We start from the raw sequence: 20,664 nt of genomic DNA, 5'->3' as shown, positions 1-20,664 counted from the left end.
AATGGGGGAGGAGCGTAGAAGGTGGAGGAGAACCGTCAGGCGTCGTCGTTCGCGTAGCGCAAGCCGATCTGGCCCCGCACGCCGTCGAGCAGCCGCATGGTCCTCACGGTGTCCGCGATGGGCATGGTGGGGCTCTCGGTCAGTCCCTGCTGGATGCAGCGGGTGACCTCGCGCAGCTCGTAGGTGTACCCCGCACCGACCTGCTCGAACTGCTCCACCCGCGCGTCGCCCTGGCCGATCCTGATGGTCAGTTCCTTCGGGTTGTGGAGGTTCCCACCCCCGCTCTTCAGCCAGCCATTCGAACCGGCGACCGTCGCCTGGCCCGGGCATGAGGCGATGAGCGACGACGACAGCTGGGCATATGCGCCGTTCCCGTAGCTCAGGGTCACGGCGTTCTGCACGTCGACGCCGTCGCTGTTCAGCGTTCCGACGGCGGCGACGGAGTCCGGGAAGCCGAGGGATCCGAGTGCCCAGGTGAGCGGGTAGACGGTGAGGTCCATCAGGGCGCCGCCACCTGCCTTCGGGTCCCAGAGGCGGCTGGCGGGATCCTCCGGCGCAGGAAATCCGAGGTCGCCCTGGACCCACCGGATGTCTCCCAGTTCGCCGGAGTGGATGATCTCCCACGCGCGGTTGATGCTCGGCAGGAAGCGGGTCCATACGGCTTCCATGAGGAACAGTCCGCGCTCGGCCGCCAGTCCTGCCAGTTCCTCCGCCTCGGCGGCGTTGATGGTGAACGGCTTCTCGCACAGCACGTGCTTGCCGCCCGTCAGCGCCGCCTTGGCGACGTCGTAGTGCTGGGCGTGCGGCGTGGTGATATAGACGACGTCCACCTCGGGGTCGTCCACGAGGTGCTGGTAACCCGTTCCGCCGTCGTCGTTGCCGTAGCTCGTGACGAATCCGAAGCGCTCGGCGAAGGCCGCGGCACTGTCCGCGCTACGGGAACTGACCGCGTGGAGGACGGCGTCCTCGAGCAGGGCGATGTCCTGGGTGACCTTCGCGGCGATGCCGCCCGTGGCGATGACTCCCCACTTCAGTGGACGGCCTGTGGCCACGATCGGGCTGGGAGCTCCTGCTTCGGCGCAGGGGGGAACGGCAATGCGGTTCTGGGGGTTCATGATCCCATCCTTGCCGCTGGGCGCTCCCGCGTCCATTGCGTACATGAGCGTTACACCGAACCCTGCAGCCGAACGACGAAGCGCCCCGGCCGGAGCCGGGGCGCTTCTGGTCATGCTGCCGGAGGGGTCCGGCGGGGAGCTACTTGGTGAGAGCGGACAGCGTGGGGTCGTTCTTGTACGCTTCCGCTGCGTTCTCCTTGGTCACGATCTGCGGCTCGAGGAGGTAGGCGGGAACGGTCTTCACGCCGTTGTCGTAGGAGTCGGGATCGTTGACCTCGGGCTCCTCGCCGGCCTGGAGGTTGCCGACCATTTCGATGGCGTGCTCGACGAGGGCCCGCGTGTCCTTGTTGATCGTGGAGTACTGCTTGCCCGCCATGATGGACTTCACGGACTCGACCTCGGAGTCCTGGCCGGTGACGACCGGGATGCTCTTTCCTGCACCCTCGACCGAGGTCAGGATCGCGCGGGCGAGCGTGTCGTTGGGGGACAGGACGCCGTCGAGCTCTTCGGAGCTGTAGTTGCCGGAGAGCAGGGTGTCCATGCGCTTCTGGGCGTTCTCTGCCTTCCAGCCCTGCGTGACGGCCTGGTCGAAGGTGGTCTGGCCGGAGACGACCACCAGGTTGCCGTTGTCGATCTCGGGCTGCAGGACGCTCATGGCGCCGTCGAAGAAGACCTTCGCGTTTGCGTCGTCGGGCGAACCGGCGAACAGCTCGATGTTGTACGGTCCCTCGGGCTTGGCGGCCTTCATGCCGTCGAGCAGGGCCTGACCCTGAAGTTCGCCGACCTGGAAGTTGTCGTACGCCACGTAGTAGTCAACGTTCTCCGTGTTGGTCAGGAGGCGGTCGTAGGCGATGATCGTGATGCCCGCGTCCTTGGCCTGCTGGAGCTGCGTACCGAGCTGGGATCCGTCGATCGCCCCGACGACGAGGACCTTCACGCCGTTGGTGATCATGGAGCTGATCTGGTTCTGCTGCTCGGAGACGCCACCGTTGGCGAACTGGACGTCCGGCTCGTAGCCGGCCTCGGTCAGGCCGTCGTTGAAGAGGGTCTCGGCGAGTACCCAGTTCTCCGACGTCTTCTGCGGGAGGGCGACGCCGATGGCCGATCCTTCTTCGAACCCGGCGGCGGCAGCGCCGCTGCCCTCGGCTCCGGGGGTCGCTTCTTCGCGACCGCAGCCGGTCAGCGCCAGCGCTGATATCGCAGCAATGGCTGCGAAGGACTTTGCGAACTTACGCATTCTCGTTCTCTTTCTGTTGCTCTTGCTCTTGTGGTCGGGTGGAGCGTTGGTGCCTGGAGGCGGGGTGTCCCGGCCCTAGACCTCGTGGGAGATGACTTCCTTCGTGCCGACAGCCTGCTCGGTGGGAGCGGGTTGCGGGGTGGGGGCGGGCGTCTTGCCCCCACCGCTGCCTCCGCCGAAGTTCCTGGTGAGCATGCCTATGATGGACGGCTTGCCCTGGCTCTTGTTGTAGACGTCGAACGCGACGGCGACGAGCAGGACGAACCCCTTGATGATCTGGGTGTCGTCGGCGCCGGCGCCGAGCAGCTGGAGACCGTTGTTGAGGACGGCCATGACGAGGCCTCCGATGATCGAGCCGACCACTGTACCGACGCCGCCGGTGACGGCTGCACCACCGATGAAGACGGCTGCGATCGCGTCCAGTTCCCAGCCGACGCCGTCGGACGGGCCCGATGCGGTCGAGCGGCCGACGAAGATCATGCCGGCGAGGGCGGCGAGGATGGACATGTTCATCATGACCATGAAGTTCACCTTCTTGCTCTGCACGCCGGACAGCTCGGCTGCGTGGCGGTTGCCGCCGACGGCGTAGACGTGGCGACCGAGGATCGTCTTGTTGGAGATGAACGCGTAGATGATGACGAGGATGCCGAGGATCAGGCCGGGAACGGGGAACGAGGTGCCGGGACGGCCGGTCGCGAAGAGGTAGGTCGCGTACAGGATGACGGCGGAGAGCAGGACGACCTTGGTGACCGGAACCCAGATGGGGGGCAGGTCGGCGTGGATCTTGGCCAGCTTGCGGCGGCCGCGGAACTCGCTGTAGATCACGAACGCCACCAGGGCGAGTCCCATCAGCAGCGTGAGGTTGTTGTAGCCGGTGTTGGGTCCCACCTCGGGGAGGTAACCTGCGCCGAGGTAGCGGAATCCCTCGGGCACCGGGACGGTGAGGGAGTTGCCCACCGACTGATTGGCGCCGCGGAACAGGAGCATGCCGGCCAGGGTGACGATGAACGCCGGGATGCCGACGTACGCCACCCAGAAACCGTGCCAGGCCCCGATGAGCGCACCGAGGACGAGGCCGAGCAGCGCACCGAGGTACCACGGGATGCCCCAGTCGCGCATGGCGATCGCGACGACGATGCCGACAAACGCTGCGACGGAACCGACGGAGAGGTCGATGTGGCCGGCGATGATCACGAGCACCATGCCGATGGCCAGGATCAGGATGTACGAGTTGCCGTTGAAGAGGTTCATCATGTTCACGGATGTGAGCGTCTTGCCGCCCGTGCGCCACTGGAAGAACACGACGAGCGCGACCAGGGCGAAGATCATCCCGAACTGGCGGGTGTCTCCGCCGAAGATTTGTTTGAGGGAATTCATGGTGTTTTTCCTAGGGAGCTACGGTCAGGCAGATTTCCTGCTGGCGGTCATGAGTTTCATCAGGGATTCCTGGTTCGCGTCGTCGCGGGTGAGTTCACCCGTGATCGCGCCCTCGAAGATCGTGTAGATCCGATCCGAGAGGCCGAGCAGTTCGGGCAGTTCCGAGGAGATGACGATGACGCCCTTCCCCTGGTCTGCGAGCTTCTGGATGATGCCGTAGATCTCGTACTTCGCTCCGACGTCGATGCCGCGGGTGGGCTCGTCGAGGATCAGGAGTTCGGGATCGGTGAACATCCACTTGGACAGGACCACCTTCTGCTGGTTGCCGCCGGAGAGCTTCGCGACGCCCTCGTTGACGCTCGGCGTCTTGGTGCGCAGCGACTTCCGGTACTCCTCCGCGACGCTGTACTCCTCGTCCTTGTCGACGACGAGTCCGCGGGTGATCTTCTTCAGGTCGGCGGACACCGTGGTGGTTTTGATGTCGTCGAGCAGGTTGAGCCCGAGCGACTTGCGGTCCTCCGTCACGTACGCGAGGCCCGCGTGGATCGCCTGCGGCACCGAGCGAAGGGTGACCTCCTTGCCGTTGATGAAGATCTGTCCCGACTTGAAGGTGCCGTAGGACCGGCCGAAGACGGAGCGCGCGAGCTCCGTGCGTCCCGCGCCCATGAGACCGGCGAAACCGACGATCTCACCCCGGCGCACGTGGAAGCTCGAGTTCTTGCAGACGAGGCGGTCGGACACCGTGGGGTGGCCGACCGTCCAGTTGCGGACCTCGAAGAACGTCTCACCGATCTTCGGCGTGTGCTCGGGGAAGCGGGATTCGAGCGACCGGCCCACCATGCCGCGGATGATGCGGTCCTCGTCGACGCCGTCGTTCTTCACGTGCAGCGTCTCGATCGACTTTCCGTCGCGGATGATGGTGATCGAGTCGGCGATCTGCTCGATCTCGTTGAGCTTGTGCGAGATCATGATGCACGAGATGCCCTTGGAGCGCAGGCCCGCCATGAGGTCCAGCAGGTGCTGGGAGTCGGATTCGTTGAGGGCCGCCGTGGGCTCGTCGAGGATCAGCAGTTTCACGGACTTGTTGAGCGCCTTGGCGATCTCGACGAGCTGCTGCTTGCCGACGCCGATGTCCTTGACCTTGGTGACCGGGTCCTCGCTGAGGCCCACGCGGGCCATGAGTTCCAGCGTGGTGCGGTTGACGTAGTCCCAGTCGATGACGCCGAAGCGGGTGGGCTCGTTGCCGAGGAAGATGTTCTCGGCGATCGAGAGTTCCGGGATGAGCGCGAGTTCCTGGTGGATGATGACGATGCCCGCCGCCTCGCTGGACCGGATGTCCTTGAACTGGACCTCCTTGCCCTGGAAGAAGATCTGGCCGGTGTAGTCACCGTGGGGGTAGAGCCCTGAGAGGACCTTCATGAGCGTGGACTTGCCGGCGCCGTTCTCCCCGCAGATGGCGTGGATCTCGCCCGCCTGGACTTCCAGTGACACGTCGGAGAGGGCTTTGACTCCCGGGAATTCCTTGGTGATGGAACGCATCTCGAGGATGGTGTGGTTATTCATGGGGCCTCCCGCGGTGACGGCGTTGTCTTGGTGCAGGCCCAACCACGGCCCGAAAGAATTGAACACGCTATATCGCCTTGTCGTCAACTGTTGAACGCAAAGCGCACGAAATAGAGACGGGAACGTTATGCGGAACTTGCCAGCCGCGGGGACAGACCAGGTTGGGCGAGGACGACGGCGGCGGCCCCCAGGGCCTCCGCGCGGTCGCCGAGGGAGGACATGCAGACGCTCGTCGTCTCGCCGATGATGGGCACGGCGTGGCGGGCCAGCCCGCGGCGGATGGGCTCGAGGAGGATCTCCCCGAGGCTGGTGAGTGGCCCCCCGATGACGATGGTCTCCGGGTTGATGAGGTTGGCAGTGTGGGCCAGCGCCCGGCCGATGGCGACGCCGGCGTCGTCGATCACGCGCAGGGTGGCCTTATCGCCGGCCAGGGCCCAGTCGATGATGCGCTGGGTGTCGATGGTCTCGATGCTGGCGCGGCTGAGCAGCTCGATCATCGTCGACGTCGACGCGACCGTCTCGAGGCAGCCCCGGTTTCCGCACCGGCACACCACCCCGTGCTCGTTGATGGTCGTGTGGCCCAGTTCCCCGGTGATGCCGACGTTGCCGTAGTAGAGCGCTCCATTGAGCACGAGGCCGGATCCGATGCCGGAGCCCACCTTCATGAACATCAGGTTGTCGACCGAGCTGTGTGGACCCCACGTCACCTGCGCCAGCGCGCCCAGATTCGCGTCATTGTCGATGAAGACGGGCACCTGGAGCCTCTCGCTGAAGGTCTCGTGGATGTTGATGCCCACCCACTCGGGCAGAATGGCACCCTGGACCACGGTCCCGGTCCGTCGGTCGATGGGCCCCGGAATGCCGATGCCGGCGCCGAGGAGCGCGTGCCGGCTGATGCCCCCGTTCTCAAGCAGCCTGTCGAGGAGGTCCGAGGCCGCCGTGAGTCCCTCCACGGCGCTGTGTCCCAGCGGGAGTGCGACGGAGGCTTCCTGGACGACCCGGTAGTTGGGGCTTGCAAGGACGACACGGAGGTGCCGCCGGCCGATGTCGATGCCGGCCGCGACCTGTCCGTTGTCATTGAGGATCACCGAGAGGGCGCGCCGTCCCGAGCTGGTGGTCGGTGAGGTGCTGACGACGCCGGTGGCGGCCATGACCTTCACGATGTTGGAGACCGTGGCGGTCGACAGCCCGGTCTGCCGTGACAGTTCCGCCTGCGTCTGGGGGCCGCCGCTCATGAGCGCCGCGATGACCCGCTGCTGGTTCTGCTCGCGCAGTGCGGATTGGGAGCCCGGCTTCGGGAGCGCGGCGCTCAAGCGTGTCCTCGCCGTCGAGGTGGATTCTGCGGGCATGACCTCTAGGGTGCCGCAGGGGCCACTTGTAGTCAAGAAGTTAACGCTTGACGATGTTCCTGCGCGAGTGCTTTATAGCGTTCCGCGTTGGCCTTCACGGCGGCGACCTCGTCGTCAGCGAGTTCCCGGTGCACTTTCGCGGGCACTCCTGCGACGAGCGAGCGGGGAGGGACGACCATGCCTTCGAGCACCACGGCGCCCGCGGCGACGAGGGAGCCGGAACCGACGACGGCGCCGTTGAGCACCGTCGCGCCCATGCCGATGAGGCAGTCGTCCTCGATGGTGCACCCGTGGACGACGGCGCCGTGCCCCACGCTCACGCGGTCGCCGATCCTCGCCGGGTGACCCGGGTCCGCATGCACCACCACGTTGTCCTGCAGGTTGGTGCCCTCACCGATGGTGATGGGAGCGGTGTCCGCGCGGACGGTGGCGCCGTAGAAGACGCTGGCGAAGGGCCCCAGCACCACCTCACCGATGAGGGAGGCCGTCGGGGCGGTGAATGCGGAATCGCTGACGTCGGGGGTATTGCCCCGGAAGGGGATCAGGTGTGCCATGGCGCCAGCCTAGGCGACGCCCTGCCGGCCGGGGAGCGATCGGTCCCGGCCAGGTTCCGGCCGGGTCCCGTCCACTGAGGACCGGTCAGTTGAAGACGATGGTGCGGCGCCCGTCGAGGAGGACGCGGCGCTCCGCGTACCACTGCACGGCCTGGACCAGTGCGCGTCCCTCGAGCTCGCGTCCGATCGATGCCAGCTGCTCGGCGGTGCGGGCGTGGTCCACGCGGATGACCTCCTGCTCGATGATCGGCCCCTCGTCGAGGGCCGCCGTGACGTAGTGGGCCGTCGCGCCGATCAGCTTGACCCCGCGCGCGTGGGCTTGGTGGTACGGCCGGGCGCCCTTGAAGGACGGCAGGAACGAGTGGTGGATGTTGATGGCCCGGCCCCGCAGGTCCTCGCAGAGCGTGTCGCTGAGGACCTGCATGTACCGGGCGAGCACCACGAGTTCGATGTCGTGCTCGTCCATGAGGGCGCGCAGCGCGTCCTCGGCCTCGGCCTTCGTGTCCGGGGTCACGGGGATGTGGTGGAACTCGACGCCGTAGAAGGCGGCGAGGTCCTCGAGGTCGCGGTGATTGGAGACGATGACGGGGAGGTCGATGGCGAGGGTACCCGAGCGGTGCTGGAACAGGAGGTCGTTGAGGCAGTGTGCGGCCTTGGACACCATGATGAGGGTCCTGGTGCGGCGCTCCGACTCCGCCAGGGACCACTCCATCCCGTACTCCGCGGCGACGGGCTCGAGGGCCGCATGCAGGGCCTCCTCGGTGGAGTCCGTGGTGAGCGCAACCCGCATGAAGAAGGTGCCCGTGTCCGGGCTGCCGTACTGCTGCGATTCGGTGATGTTGGCTCCCACCGCGACCAGGGCACCGCTCACGCCGTGCACGATGCCGGGCCGGTCGGGGCAGGACAGGGTCAGGGAATAGGAGCGGGGCGTATCGGGGGAAGTCACCCGGCAAGGTTACCGGTAGCCCCGCTGTCGGCGGTGCTCCGGAGTCTGGCGACGGCGGCGGTTGCGGCGGCCCGTCCGGCGCGGGACGCGCCGAGCGTCGACGCGGATGCGCCGTAGCCGACGAGCAGGAGGCGCGGTTCCTTCAGCACGTGCACGCCGTCCATCCGGATGCCGCCGCCCGGCTCGCGGAGGTGCAGCGGAGCCAGGTGGTCCAGGGCGGCCCGGAAACCGGTGGCCCACAGGACCGCGTCGACAGGCTCCTCGGAGCCGTCGGCGAAGACCGCGGACTGTTCCCGGAGCTCGGCCAGGGGGCCCCGCGACACGAGGATGCCGGCGTCGATGCCCGCCTGGTACTGCGCGGTCAGGGACAGGCCGGTGACAGACACGACGCTGGCCGGCGGGAGTCCCGCACTCGTCCGGGCATTCACCTCCGCCTCGACCTCCCGGCCCCACTCGGGGTCGAACGGCCTGCGGGTGAATTCCGGAGGGCGCCTGGTCGACCAGAGGGGCATGGCGCCCGCTGCGTGGAGCTGGAGCAGGAACTGCACCGCGGACGTCCCGCCGCCGACGACGAGGACGCTCTGGCCCGAGAACTCGTCGGCCGAGCGGTAGTTCCGTGTGTGCAGCTGGCGGCCCGCGAAGACGTCGCGGCCGCGGTAATAGGGCCAGTACGGGCGGTCCCACGTCCCGGTCGCGTTGATGACGACGTCCGCCACCCAGGTGCCACCGGTGGTGGTCACGTGCAGGGGGCCGCGGTCACCGCCGTGCAGGTCGTCCCCGTCTATGTCGTCGCCGTCCGGCGCCTCGTCGGATCCGGAGTCGACGCGGACCGCGGAGACCGGGCGGACCACCGGGAGGTCGAACTCCCGTTCGAAGGCCCCGTAGTAGCGGTTCACCACGGAGGACGCGGGCTCCTTGGGGTCCGGCGTACCGAGCGGGAAACCCGGGAGGTCGTGCAGTGCATGGGCGGCGTCGAAGGTGAGGGCGGGCCAGCGGTGCAGCCAGGCACCCCCCGGAGCGGGATTCGCATCGAGGACCACGAAGTCGCGGTGCGGCTCGAGCCCCCGGCGCCCCAGGTGGTACGCGCTGCTCAGCCCCGCCTGGCCGGCGCCGATCACCACGGCGCGGACCCGGCGGACCGGTCCGTCCGGAACCTGTCCGGTCTGCCCTGCTGACGACCCGCGCATCTGCCGACCTCTCCCGGCCCTGCTTCCGACTCTCGGAGCTCCGGACCCACCCTGCCCAACAGCCCCGGGCAAGCCCGTATTCCACCCCCTGACGGGCCCTCCGCCCCGCCCTGCCCGTCCCTACTGAACGGCAGGAAGGCGTCCGCCGTCGGACGTCATACAGAGTCCGCCGGCCGGGACATCGGTGGCGACCCGGCCAGCGGTACGGCTAGCATGGGAGCGTCGCGACTGGCGTAGGGTGGGCAACCACCAGGAAGCGGCGTGGGGCCAGGACTCTCCTTCGGGACGTCCTGTGCTTCCGGTGCAGACCACGGATCGCACGCCTGGGCCGCGGGTCACGTTTCACGAGCGGCCGGGCGCGGACAGTCGATCCGCATCCTGCCCGCGACTCAAGCTGACCTCGACGCGAGACCCAGAGAAGGATCAACCGATGACAACGTCGCCCATGGCTCCATCCCACGCTGCCGCAGATTCCGTCACCAATGCCCCGCTGTCCGAGGTGGACCCGGAGATCGCCGCCGTCCTCCGGGACGAACTCGCACGGCAGCGTGACACCCTCGAGATGATCGCCTCGGAGAACTTCGCACCCCGCGCCGTCCTCGAGGCGCAGGGCAGCGTGCTCACCAACAAGTACGCCGAGGGCTATCCCGGGCGCCGGTACTACGGCGGGTGCGAACACGTCGACGTCGCGGAGAACCTCGCGATCGAGCGCGTCAAGGCACTGTTCGGCGCCGAGTTCGCGAACGTCCAGCCCCACTCCGGCGCCCAGGCCAACGCCGCGGCGCTCGCCGCCATGATCAAGCCGGGCGACAAGATCATGGGTCTGTCCCTCGCGCACGGCGGACACCTGACGCACGGCATGAAGCTCAACTTCTCCGGCAAGCTGTACGAGGTCGCCGCCTACGGCGTCGAGGAGGACACGCACCGCCTGGACATGGAGCGCGTCCGCGAGCAGGCCCGGGCCGAGAAGCCGCAGGTGATCATCGCCGGTTGGTCCGCCTACCCGCGCCAGCTCGATTTCGCTGCCTTCCGGTCCATCGCCGACGAGGTCGGCGCCCTCCTGTGGACGGACATGGCCCACTTCGCGGGCCTCGTCGCAGCCGGCGTCCACCCCAGCCCCGTCCCGCACTCCGACGTCGTCACGTCCACCGTGCACAAGACCCTCGCCGGACCCCGCTCCGGCGTCATCCTCGCCAAGCAGGAGTGGGCCAAGAAGCTCAACTCGAGTGTCTTCCCCGGGCAGCAGGGCGGACCGCTGATGCATGTCATCGCGGGCAAGGCCACGGCGTTCAAGATCGCCGGATCGCCCGAGTTCAAGGAACGCCAGGAGCGCGTCCTCGAGGGTGCCCGCATCATCGCCGAGCGACTGAGCGCGTCCGACGTCGCCGAGCACGGCGTCTCCGTCCTCACCGGGGGTACCGACGTGCACCTCGTCCTGGTGGACCTGCGCCACTCGTCGCTGGATGGCCAGCAGGCCGAGGACGTCCTGCACTCCGTGGGCATCACGGTCAACCGCAATGCCGTGCCGTTCGACCCCCGTCCGCCGATGGTCACCTCCGGTCTCCGTATCGGCACCCCGGCGCTCGCCACCCGCGGGTTCGGCGCCGCCGAATTCACGGAGGTCGGGGAGATCATCGCCGCAGCGCTCAAGCCGTCACCCGACGTGGACGCACTGCGCACCCGCGTGTCCGCGCTCGCCGCGAACTTCCCGCTGTACCCGGGCCAGGAGGAGTGGTAGGGCCGTTGCCGCCAGGCGCCCTTCGATCGAAGGCCGCGGCGTCGACCGGCTTCGACATCCCCACCGAGGAGTGCTGCTTCACCGGCTGCTGCGACCGCGGCAAGGCATTCCTGCTCGAGCAACTGGACAAGCACTCCGAGAAGGACGAATCGCATGAGTACGACGACAGCCCGCATTCTTGACGGGAAGGCAACCGCCGCGCAGATCAAGGCCGAGCTCGCCGAACGCGTGACGGCACTGCGCGAGCGAGGCGTGACACCGGGCCTGGGGACGGTCCTCGTGGGGGACGATCCCGGCAGCCATTCCTACGTGGCCGGCAAGCACCGCGACTGCGCGGAGGTCGGCATCACGTCCGTGCGCCGGGACCTGCCGGACACGATCACGCAGGAGGAGCTCGAGGCGGTCCTCGACGAGCTGAACGACGACGCCACCACCACGGGCTACATCGTGCAGCTCCCGCTTCCGGCGCACATCGACACGAACGCCATCCTGGGCCGCATCGACCCGGCGAAGGACGCCGACGGCCTGCATCCCACCAACCTGGGCAAGCTGGTCCTGAACGTCAACGCGCCGATGGATTCGCCGCTGCCCTGCACCCCGCACGGCATCGTGGAGCTCCTGCTCCGCCACGACGTCGACCTCATGGGCCGGAACGTGCTCGTCGTGGGACGCGGCGTGACGGTCGGGCGTCCGCTGGGCCTGCTGCTGACCCGCAAGCAGATCAACGCGACCGTGACCCTCGCGCACACCGGGACGGTCGACCTCGCCGACCACCTCGGCCGGGCGGACGTCGTTGTCGCCGCTGCCGGCATCGCCCACATGATCAGGGCCGAGCAGCTCAAGCCCGGCGCGATCGTGCTCGACGTGGGCGTCAGCCGGGTCGAGGACCCGGCCACCGGCAAGGCGAAGCTCACGGGCGACGTCGACCCGGGGGCAGCGTCGGTGGCCAGCTGGCTCTCGCCCAACCCCGGGGGAGTGGGCCCCATGACACGCGCCATGCTCCTGGCCAACGTCGTCGAGGCGGCCGAGCGCCAGGCGGCGCGCGCCTAGCCGTACCCGTCCGAGGGCTCCCGGTGGATTCTCCCGCCGGGAGTTCTCGCCTAGGCTGGGCGGGTGTCGACAATACCCGCCGGACCACCGGTGATCTCCGCCCGGAAGCTGAGCAAGCACTACGGTGATTTCCGGGCGGTCGACGGGATCTCCTTCGACGTGCCGGCGGGCGAGTCCTTCGGGCTCCTGGGCCCGAACGGCGCCGGCAAGTCGACGACCATGCGCATGATCGGTGGCGTGTCGCAGCGCACCTCCGGAGAGCTCACCATCATGGGCCTCGACCCGGAGCAGCACGGCCCCGAGGTGCGCGCGCACCTCGGTGTCGTCCCGCAGCAGGACAACCTCGACGAGGAACTCCGGGTGCGGGACAACCTCCTCGTCTACGGCCGCTACTTCGGCCTGCCGATGAGCTACCTGAAACCCAAGGCCGACGAGCTGCTCGAGTTCGCGCAGCTCACGGACAAGGCGGCGGCGAAGGTGGATGCGCTCTCGGGCGGCATGAAGCGACGCCTGACCATCGCGCGCTCCCTCATCAACGAGCCGAAGATCCTCCTGCTGGACGAGCCCACCACGGGCCTCGACCCGCAGGCCCGCCACATCCTGTGGGACCGCCTGTTCCGCCTCAAGGAATCTGGCGTGACGCTCATCCTCACCACGCACTACATGGACGAGGCGGAGCAGCTCTGCGACCGCCTCGTGGTCGTCGACAAGGGCCGGATCATGGCCGAGGGTTCGCCGGCCCAGCTCATCCGCGAACACTCGACGCGCGAGGTGCTCGAGCTGCGCTTCGGATCCGAACGCAACACCACCGTCGCGGCCGAGCTGCAGGGCATCGGGGAGCGACTCGAACCGTTGCCCGACCGCGTGCTGATCTACGCGCACGACGGCGAGGCGGCGCTGGAGGAGGTCAACGCCCGCGGACTCCGGCCGATCACGTCCCTCGTGCGGCGGTCATCCCTCGAGGACGTCTTCCTGCGCCTGACCGGACGGAGCCTCGTTGACTGACGATCCCGGCACGTCCGTGCAGGAGTCCGCCCCGCCGTACCGCCTCTCCGCCCACCGGCCCGAGGTGTCCGCGCGGCGCGCCCGGAGGTTCGGCTCCTGGTACTACGCCGAGCACGTCCTGCGCGCCATGAACAGCTACCGCTGGACCCTGCTCGCCTCCAGCGTCGGTACGCCGGTCATGTACCTGTTCGCGATGGGGGTGGGCCTCGCCACGCTCGTCGACCAGAACTCCGCCGGCGCTTTCGGCGGCGTCAGCTACCTCGCGTTCCTCGCCCCGGCCCTGCTGGCATCGGCGACCATCATGACCGCGGCGACCGAGTTCACCTACCCCGTGATGGACGGCTTCAAGTGGCGGCGGGTCTACTACGGTCCGCACGCCTCGCCCCTCAGCACCGACCAGATCGTCCACGGGCACATCCTCGCCATCACCGTCCGGCTGACGGCCACCACCCTGATCTACTTCCTCATCGTCGCGGCGTTCGGCGCATCCCCGTCGGCCACCGGCGTGGTCGCCGTCCCGGTGGCCGTGCTCAGCGGACTCGCCTTCGGCCTCCCGCTGATGGCCTATTCGGCCGGCATCGAGGAGGACAGGGGACAGTTCGCGCTCGTGATGCGCTTCATCGTGACGCCCCTGTTCCTCTTCTCGGGGACCTTCTTCCCGCTCGACACCCTTCCGCTGTTCCTGCGCTGGATCGGCTGGATCTCACCGTTGTGGCACGGGACCGAGCTCGGCCGCGCGCTGACCTACGGGTATGACGTGCCGCCGGAGCTCGCCGTCGTCCACGTGCTGTTCCTGGTGGTCCTGGCCGTCGTCGGCCTGCGCAGGGCCCGCACCGTCTACGCGAGGAGGCTGGGCCGATGAGCGCCCAGCTGACCGCGAAGGACTACGCACTCAGCGGCTCGAAGCGGCCGATGGCCGCGCTGTACTCGCGCAACGCGAGGGCGGTCATCGCACGCGGACTCCTGGCCACCCGCAGCAGCAACTGGCTGATCATGGTGTCCGGCTTCTTCGAACCGGTCCTCTATCTCCTCTCCATGGGAGTGGGGCTCGGTGCGCTGGTCGGCACGGTCACGGGACCGAACGGCGAGGAGATCAGCTATGCGGCCTACATCGCGCCCGCACTGCTCGCCGTATCCGCCATGAACGGCGCCGTGTACGACAGCACGTGGAACGTGTTCTTCAAGATGAACTTCGCGAAGCTGTACCAGGGCATGCTCTACACCTCGCTCGGCCCCCTGGACGTCGCCATCGGGGAGATCTTCCTGGCCCTCCTGCGCGGCGCCCTGTACGCCACGGGCTTCACCGCGGTGATGGCGCTGATGGGACTCATCACCACCCCGGTGGCCCTGCTCGTGATCCCGGCGTCGGTGGTGATCGCGTTCGGCTTCGCGTCCTTCGGCATGGGGATCACCAGCTTCATGAAGACGTTCCAGCAGATGGAGTGGGTCAACTTCGTGCTGCTGCCGATGTTCCTGTTCTCCGCCACCTTCTACCCCCTCAGCGTCTATCCGCAGGGCATCCAGTGGTTCATCCAGGCGCTGCCCCTGTGGCACGGCGTAGAGCTGCTACGCCAGATCAGCGCCGCCTCGTTCACACCGGCCGCCGTCCTCCACCTCAGCTACTTCCTCGTCATGATCGCCGTGGGGATGCTGCTGACCACCCTGCGCCTGCGGAAGCTCTTCCTCAGGTAGCCCTCGGCACCAGGGTCCAGGCCTCAGGGCACTAGGGTCGCGTAGACCACGTAGTTGTCGTCGAACAGCCCCGTGTCCGGGTTGTAGCCGTCACAGGTGATGAGGCGCAGTTCCGACCCGGGCGTGTTCCCGTACACGGTCAGGGTGGGGAACCCGTCCTTGCGGTAGGCCTCGCCGCGCTTGAACTCGAACACCGCCGTCGTGCCGTCCTCGCGGGTCACGTTCATGCGGTCGCCCGCCTCGAGGGCGCGGAGGTCGGCGAAGACGCCCTTGCCGCCGTCGGTCGCATTGACGTGGCCGAGCATCACGGCCGGCCCACGGTCACCCGGGGTGGGGGACCGGTCGTACCAGCCGGCGGGTGCACCGGGGCCGTCCGGCGGGACCTCGAGGCTCCGGTTCTCGCGCAGGCCCAGGCGAACCAGGTCGGTGCGCACGCCGATGGACGGGATCTCCAGGGTGACCGGTGCCGATGCGGGAAGCACTGCCGGCTGTGCCGGGGCCGCGGCAGGAGTGGAGGGGGTTGCGGCGGACGTCGACGTCGACGTCGCAGCCGGAGTCGGGGCAGCGGCGGCAGACGAGGTGGGGGCGGCAGACGAGGTGGGGGCCGCAGTGGCCGAGGTGCTGGCAACGGCCGACGGCTCCGGCGTCGCCGCCGGGGATGCACCGCAGCCGGCAAGGAGGAAAAGAGCGGCCACCGCCGGAGCCGTGAGGCCCCAGCGGTGGCCGGTTACTTCACTGATCATGGGATCAGTATTATGCGTTGGTTGCGCGGCGGCGCACTGCGTAGGTTCCACCGGCTGCAGCTGCCAGGACGAGGCCACCGCCGAGGGCGATCATGCCGGTGTTGGAGCCGGTCTCCTGGGCGACACCCGTGTCGGCCCCACCATTGGGCATGGCACCCATCTGGGTGGCGACGAGCGTGCCGCACAGTGCGGGCGAGGTCGCGCCGAGGGGCAGGTCGGGGGCGATCTCCGACGGGCCGGCGAAGACTTCCTCGGAGACACCGGCGGTGGCGGGATCCAGGCCGTGCACGACGACGACGGCGGTGCCGGCCTCGAGGGAAGCCTTGGTAGCAGCATCCAAGGTGATTTCACGCTGGATGGAGTAGGTTCCGCCCTGACCGCCGAGCTGAAGGTTCAGGCCCTCGGCGGGGGTGGTCGCGCCGGAGGTGGTGAGCGTGGTCTGGATGTCGCCGTAGCCCGGTACGCCCTCGGCCACGTTGATGATGCCGTCGCCGTTGGCGTCATCGGCAGGCGTGGGGCACTTGCCCTGCGCTCCACCGTGGATGTGCTGGACGTGCGGGTACGGAGCGTCCATGAAGGTCTGTGCGAGGCCGGAAACCTGAAGGTTGACCATGGCCTTGTCGCCCGTGACGTCGAGGGTGATCGTGCCGGTGCCCGTGGTGCCGTTGAGCTGGCCCAGGGTGGACGAGTAGGAGCCGTCCGCTGCCATGGCGGGGGAGCCGGCGAGGGCGACGGCGCTGATGGCGAGGGCAGGTACTGCGAGGAGACGCATCTTCTTGTTCATTGGAAATTCCTCCGTTGTGCGAATGAGGCGCCGTGTGGGGCGCGTGGAAGTACTTCGGGGTGAGCGTGGTCACGGATGGGAGGAGATGGGAGGAATCTTCGAGAAGCCTGGAAGTTCGCCCGCGGTGGAAGGAACAGGGGCAGTCCGGGCCATACGGGAGAATGGTCGGATGCAGTCATTAGGAAGTAATGGGCGGCCGGCGGGCCGGGGTCTGAGCATGCGCATGGGCAGCGCCGGGATGGCCGTCATGCTGGTCGTGTTCCTGGTCGCCGTCGTCTTCGCAGCGAACCAGAACGACGTCGTCGGCTGGCTGGTGGTGATCATCTCCCTCGGCTGGCTCCTGATCTTCAGCTTCGTGGTCTTCAGCCTCCGCTCGGCGGCGCGGAAGGCCGCCGCTCGCCTCCAGGGCAGCGGGTTCGGCGGGTCGGGGCAGGGGTCGACCGCGCCCATCGCCGCGGACCGGGCCCGGGACATGAAGCTCGACCACAGCTTCAAGATCGTCCAGGTGCAGGTCGGCGTGGTCCGGGAGTACCTCGGCAAGGACGAGGGCATGGTGGAGCGCGCGCTCGAGACCATCGAGATCACCTCGCACAACGCCCGCTCGATGATGAAGGGCTCGACGGAAGGCCCCGTCGAGGGCACCGTCGTCGACTGACGCGCCCGCGCGTGGGATGAATCGGAAAACCCTCCGGGGTAAGGTGGATCGAGTGAGTCCGGCATCGAATCCTCCGCAGAAACCGCTGCGCATCGCGTCCGTCAACGTCAACGGAATCCGCGCCGCCTACAAGCGCGGCATGCAGGAATGGTTGGACGGACGGGACGTCGACATCCTCTGTCTGCAGGAGGTCCGGGCGCCCGACGCCGTGGTCCGCAGCCTGCTGGGCGACGGCTGGCACATCCTGCACACCGAGGCGGAGGCGAAGGGCCGCGCGGGTGTGGCGATCGCCTCCCGCCAGGCGCCCACGGCGACGCGCACCACCATCGGTGACAGCTACTTCGACACGGCCGGCCGCTGGGTGGAGGCCGACTTCACCGTGGAGGGCTCGACCCTGACGGTCGTGAGCGCGTACGTCCATTCGGGCGACGTCGGCACCCCGAAGCAGGACGACAAGTACCGCTTCCTCGACGCCATGACCACCCGCCTGCCGCAGCTCCGGGACGGCGCGGACCACGCCGTCGTGGTCGGCGACCTGAACGTCGGCCACACCCCGTTCGACATCCGGAACTGGAAGGGCAACGTCAAGAACGCCGGCTTCCTGCCCGAGGAGCGGGCGTACTTCGACCGGTTCTTCTCGGACGAGTGCGGCTTCCTGGACGTGGCCCGCCTCCTCGCCGGCGACGTCGACGGCCCCTACACCTGGTGGTCCTGGCGGGGCAAGGCGTTCGACAACGACACCGGCTGGCGCATCGACTACCAGATGGCCACGCAGGCCCTCGCGAAGAGCGCGGTGACCGCCGACGTCGACAGGGCGCCGAGCTGGGACACGCGGTTCTCGGACCACGCGCCGCTCGTCGTCGACTACCAGATCTAGAGTGCAGGACAGCTTCATGACAATCCCCCCGACTCCGGGCTCGAACCGGCGCCAGCGCATCCTCTCCGGGATGCAGCCGTCCGCGGGTTCCCTGCACCTCGGCAACTACCTCGGTGCCCTGGTGCACTGGGTACGCCTGCAGGACACGTACGACGCCGTCTTCTTCATCCCCGACCTGCACGCGATCACCGTGCCCCAGGACCCGCAGGAACTGGCCCACCGCACGCGGATCACGGCCGCCCAGTACATCGCGGGCGGCGTCGATCCCGACAGGGCGACCCTCTTCGTGCAGTCCCACGTCCCGGAGCACGCCCAGCTCGCGTGGGTGCTGAACTGTTTCACCGGGTTCGGCGAAGCATCGCGGATGACCCAGTTCAAGGACAAGGCGTCGAAGCAGGGCACGGACGCCGCCAGCGTGGGCCTCTTCACGTACCCGGTCCTCCAGGCCGCCGATATCCTCCTCTACCAGCCCGACGGCGTCCCCGTCGGCGAGGACCAGCGGCAGCACGTCGAACTGAGCCGCGACCTGGCCCAGCGCTTCAACTCGCGCTTCGGTGAGACCTTCGTGGTGCCGAAACCCTTCATCCAGAAGGAGTCCGCCAAGATCTACGACCTGCAGAACCCGACGGCGAAGATGTCCAAATCGGCCTCGTCGGCCGCCGGGCTGATCAACCTGCTGGATGACCCCAAGGTCACGGCCAAGCGCATCAAGTCCGCGGTCACCGACACCGGCACGGAGATCCGCTTCGACTCCGCGGAGAAGCCGGGGATCTCGAACCTGCTGGCGATCTACTCGGCCCTGTCCGGCAAGGGCATCGCCGAACTCGAGGCGGACTACGCGGGCCGCATGTACGGGCACCTCAAGGTGGATCTCGCCGACGTCGTCGTGGACGCGCTCACGCCGGTCCGGGTCCGCGCGGAGGAACTGCTGTCCGACCCCGCCGAGCTCGACCGCCTGCTGGCGAAGGGCGCCGCGAAGGCACGCGAGCTGGCGGCTCCCACCCTCGCCGACGTCTATGCCCGTGTGGGTTTCCTCCCTGCCGCAGGAGCCCGCTGACCCATGTGTGCACCCACCGGTCAGACCAGCGGAGCGGCATCAGCCACGTCCCGTTCCGGCCTGAGCGGTAGCTGCGTGGGGATCACCATACCGATCCCGGAACCCCTCGCCGGCGACCTGGAGGCGTGGAGGGCGTCCTTCGGCGACCCCTTGGCGGCGGTCGTCCCGCCCCACATCACCCTCATCACGACGACGCCGGCGTCGGACTGGGACGCCACCATCGACCACGTGCGGGCCGTCGCCCGGCAGCAGCGGCCCTTCGAGGTGCGCCTGCACAGCACGGGATCCTTCCGCCCGGTGTCGCCGGTGGTGTTCCTGAACCTCGCCGAGGGCTTCGACGAGTGCGTCGACCTGCATTCGAAGCTCCAGAGGGGCCCCCTCGAACGCGACCTGGATTTCCCCTTCCATCCGCACGTCACAGTGGCGCACGATGTGTCCGAGGCCGGAATGGATGCGGCGGTCGAGGAGCTCCATGCCTTCGAGGCCTCGTTCGAGGTGCGGTCCATGGGCCTGTACGAGCACGTGCCGTCGGGACTCTGGAAACTGAGGGAGGAGCTGCACTTTGGCGAAGTCACTGATGGCTCCGAAGCCACCTCCGGTTGAGCAGCCGTCCCCGGCGAATCTCCCGGACCTCCAGCGCAAGGTCATCGACGCGCAGGTTCGGCTTGGCCGCCTGAACCGTTCGGGCAGCGGGGGTTCCGAGCTCCTGCTGGCGCGGCTCGACCTCGTCGTCTGCCGTTTCTACACCCTGCGACCCGTCCGGGTGGTGCTGCTGTACAACGAGCGCCGGGGCCCGCTGATGGCGGCCGGGCTGGCATACCGACTGTTCTTCGCCATCGCGGCACTCCTGGTCGTGGGGTTCGCCGCGCTCGGCATCGTCGTTGCGGCGGATGCGGACCTCCGGGACCTCTCCGTGGACGCCCTCGACCGGGCGGTGCCGGGACTGATCGACATGGGCGAGGACGGGCGAGGACTGGTGACCCCCGCCCGTCTCTTCGATGCGACCAGTGGGCTGGGCTGGACGATCGTCGTGTCGTCGGCCGTGATGCTCGTGACGGCACTCGGTTGGATCGGAGGAATGCGCCAGGCGATGCGCGGGATCTTCGCCCTCCAGCCCGTCGCGGCGCCGCCTGTCGTGGTCTGGCTGAAGGATCTGGGCACGCTCGCAGTGCTCGGCGTCATCATGCTCGTGACCACGGGACTGGGTATCGTCGCCACCAACTCGTTGGGCGCTCTCCTGGCGATCCTCCACCTCACCGCAGTGAGCCAGGTGCTGACGCAGGCGGCGGGCTTCGCCGTGATGATCCTGCTGGACATCCTCGTGGCCGTGGTGCTGTTCCACTCGGCATCGGCCATCCAGATGCCGCGCGGGATCCTGTTGCAGGGGTCGATCATCGCGGGGCTCGGGACGACACTGTTGCGGACTTTCTCGACACAGATCCTCGGCACTTTCGGCAACAACCCGCTGCTGCTGTCCTTCGCGGTGATCCTGGCGTTGTTCATCTGGTTCTTCCTCCTCAGCCAGGTGTACCTGCTGGCGACCGCCTGGTGTGCCGTAGGGTCGGCGGACGCCCTCACCAGGGCGGAGCGCGAGCACCACGCGAAGGGCGGCACGCTACGGCAGCGGAGCCGCCGGAAGCCCGGCACCGGGAATCCTCCCACCTGACCCGCCCGTCCTGCTCGCAGCAACGACGCGCCCAGGGGGCCCCGGGAACGAGGAAGGGCGACCCGCTGG

At 68.2% G+C, this 20,664-nt stretch carries 21 protein-coding genes; 11 read left to right on the top strand and 10 right to left on the bottom strand.

All coding sequences use genetic code 11. The features are described 5' to 3' along the window. Positions 1-35: 35 nt before the first annotated feature. The 8 genes from ACX80J_RS11920 to ACX80J_RS11885 all read right to left on the bottom strand — a co-directional run bounded on the left by ACX80J_RS11920 (position 36) and on the right by ACX80J_RS11885 (position 9,328). Positions 36-1,115 (bottom strand): Gfo/Idh/MocA family protein, encoded by a 1,080-nt coding sequence (locus ACX80J_RS11920; protein WP_459345068.1) that lies wholly within the window; start codon positions 1,113-1,115, stop codon positions 36-38. 139 nt (positions 1,116-1,254) lie between these two features. After that, positions 1,255-2,352, bottom strand: coding sequence for a substrate-binding domain-containing protein (locus ACX80J_RS11915; protein WP_459345069.1), 1,098 nt, complete (start codon positions 2,350-2,352; stop codon positions 1,255-1,257). Positions 2,353-2,427: 75 nt separating this feature from the next. After that, a complete protein-coding gene (mmsB, locus tag ACX80J_RS11910) occupies positions 2,428-3,729 on the bottom strand; it encodes a multiple monosaccharide ABC transporter permease (protein WP_459345070.1) in 1,302 nt (433 codons plus the stop codon). 24 nt (positions 3,730-3,753) lie between these two features. After that, positions 3,754-5,292, bottom strand: a complete 1,539-nt coding sequence (gene mmsA, locus ACX80J_RS11905; protein ID WP_459345071.1) for a multiple monosaccharide ABC transporter ATP-binding protein — start codon at positions 5,290-5,292, stop codon at positions 3,754-3,756. Between the two features lie 125 nt (positions 5,293-5,417). After that, entirely contained in the window at positions 5,418-6,641 is a 1,224-nt protein-coding gene (locus ACX80J_RS11900) for an ROK family transcriptional regulator (RefSeq protein WP_459345072.1), read from the bottom strand. 32 nt (positions 6,642-6,673) lie between these two features. Further along, the gene (locus ACX80J_RS11895) at positions 6,674-7,195 is read right to left on the bottom strand and encodes a gamma carbonic anhydrase family protein (protein WP_459347899.1); all 522 of its coding nucleotides are present in this window, start codon (positions 7,193-7,195) and stop codon (positions 6,674-6,676) included. Positions 7,196-7,280: 85 nt separating this feature from the next. After that, positions 7,281-8,141, bottom strand: coding sequence for a formyltetrahydrofolate deformylase (purU, locus tag ACX80J_RS11890; protein ID WP_459347898.1), 861 nt, complete (start codon positions 8,139-8,141; stop codon positions 7,281-7,283). After that, positions 8,138-9,328 (bottom strand): NAD(P)-binding domain-containing protein, encoded by a 1,191-nt coding sequence (locus ACX80J_RS11885; protein ID WP_459347897.1) that lies wholly within the window; start codon positions 9,326-9,328, stop codon positions 8,138-8,140. Before ACX80J_RS11885 ends, purU begins: the two co-directional genes overlap by 4 nt. Positions 9,329-9,758: 430 nt before the next feature. Here ACX80J_RS11885 and glyA point away from each other — a divergent pair, with 430 nt between their 5' ends. From glyA to ACX80J_RS11855, 6 genes are all read left to right on the top strand, one after another. Further along, positions 9,759-11,066: a serine hydroxymethyltransferase gene (gene glyA, locus ACX80J_RS11880; RefSeq protein ID WP_459347896.1), complete on the top strand. Its 1,308-nt coding sequence runs from the start codon at positions 9,759-9,761 to the stop codon at positions 11,064-11,066. Positions 11,067-11,071: 5 nt separating this feature from the next. Then, a complete protein-coding gene (locus tag ACX80J_RS11875; RefSeq protein ID WP_459345077.1) occupies positions 11,072-11,248 on the top strand; it encodes a hypothetical protein in 177 nt (58 codons plus the stop codon). After that, positions 11,220-12,116, top strand: coding sequence for a bifunctional methylenetetrahydrofolate dehydrogenase/methenyltetrahydrofolate cyclohydrolase (locus ACX80J_RS11870; protein WP_459347895.1), 897 nt, complete (start codon positions 11,220-11,222; stop codon positions 12,114-12,116). The genes ACX80J_RS11875 and ACX80J_RS11870 overlap by 29 nt, the downstream gene beginning before the upstream one ends. A 63-nt stretch (positions 12,117-12,179) precedes the next feature. After that, positions 12,180-13,121 (top strand): ABC transporter ATP-binding protein, encoded by a 942-nt coding sequence (locus tag ACX80J_RS11865; RefSeq protein ID WP_459347894.1) that lies wholly within the window; start codon positions 12,180-12,182, stop codon positions 13,119-13,121. Next, complete coding sequence (locus tag ACX80J_RS11860) at positions 13,114-13,983, top strand: ABC transporter permease (protein ID WP_459347893.1); 870 nt, start codon at positions 13,114-13,116, stop codon at positions 13,981-13,983. Before ACX80J_RS11865 ends, ACX80J_RS11860 begins: the two co-directional genes overlap by 8 nt. Beyond that, positions 13,980-14,813 carry an ABC transporter permease gene (locus tag ACX80J_RS11855; protein ID WP_459347892.1) on the top strand — a complete coding sequence of 278 codons (834 nt, stop codon included), beginning with the start codon at positions 13,980-13,982 and terminating at the stop codon, positions 14,811-14,813. The genes ACX80J_RS11860 and ACX80J_RS11855 overlap by 4 nt, the downstream gene beginning before the upstream one ends. 23 nt (positions 14,814-14,836) lie before the next feature. On the opposite strand, the gene ACX80J_RS11850 is transcribed toward ACX80J_RS11855, so the two are convergent. Then, the gene (locus tag ACX80J_RS11850; RefSeq protein WP_459347891.1) at positions 14,837-15,556 is read right to left on the bottom strand and encodes a class F sortase; all 720 of its coding nucleotides are present in this window, start codon (positions 15,554-15,556) and stop codon (positions 14,837-14,839) included. A gap of 10 nt (positions 15,557-15,566) precedes the next feature. After that, complete coding sequence (locus tag ACX80J_RS11845) at positions 15,567-16,340, bottom strand: hypothetical protein (RefSeq protein WP_459345083.1); 774 nt, start codon at positions 16,338-16,340, stop codon at positions 15,567-15,569. A gap of 169 nt (positions 16,341-16,509) precedes the next feature. On the opposite strand from ACX80J_RS11845, the gene ACX80J_RS11840 reads away from it, so the two are divergent. From ACX80J_RS11840 to ACX80J_RS11820, 5 genes are read left to right on the top strand one after another with little or no spacing between them, the layout of a single operon-like run. Then, positions 16,510-16,995: a hypothetical protein gene (locus ACX80J_RS11840; protein ID WP_459347890.1), complete on the top strand. Its 486-nt coding sequence runs from the start codon at positions 16,510-16,512 to the stop codon at positions 16,993-16,995. Between the two features lie 43 nt (positions 16,996-17,038). Next, complete coding sequence (locus ACX80J_RS11835; RefSeq protein ID WP_459347889.1) at positions 17,039-17,872, top strand: exodeoxyribonuclease III; 834 nt, start codon at positions 17,039-17,041, stop codon at positions 17,870-17,872. A gap of 16 nt (positions 17,873-17,888) precedes the next feature. Then, complete coding sequence (trpS, locus tag ACX80J_RS11830) at positions 17,889-18,929, top strand: tryptophan--tRNA ligase (RefSeq protein ID WP_459345086.1); 1,041 nt, start codon at positions 17,889-17,891, stop codon at positions 18,927-18,929. A 3-nt stretch (positions 18,930-18,932) separates the two neighbouring features. Further along, positions 18,933-19,532 carry a 2'-5' RNA ligase family protein gene (locus tag ACX80J_RS11825; protein WP_459347888.1) on the top strand — a complete coding sequence of 200 codons (600 nt, stop codon included), beginning with the start codon at positions 18,933-18,935 and terminating at the stop codon, positions 19,530-19,532. Further along, positions 19,507-20,595, top strand: a complete 1,089-nt coding sequence (locus tag ACX80J_RS11820; RefSeq protein WP_459347887.1) for a YihY/virulence factor BrkB family protein — start codon at positions 19,507-19,509, stop codon at positions 20,593-20,595. Before ACX80J_RS11825 ends, ACX80J_RS11820 begins: the two co-directional genes overlap by 26 nt. The last annotated feature ends 69 nt before the right edge of the window (positions 20,596-20,664 follow it).

The sequence above is a fragment of the Arthrobacter rhamnosi genome (genome assembly GCF_054510975.1).
Note: the sequence above shows the minus strand (reverse complement) of the source record. Positions and strands in the feature narration are given on the sequence as shown.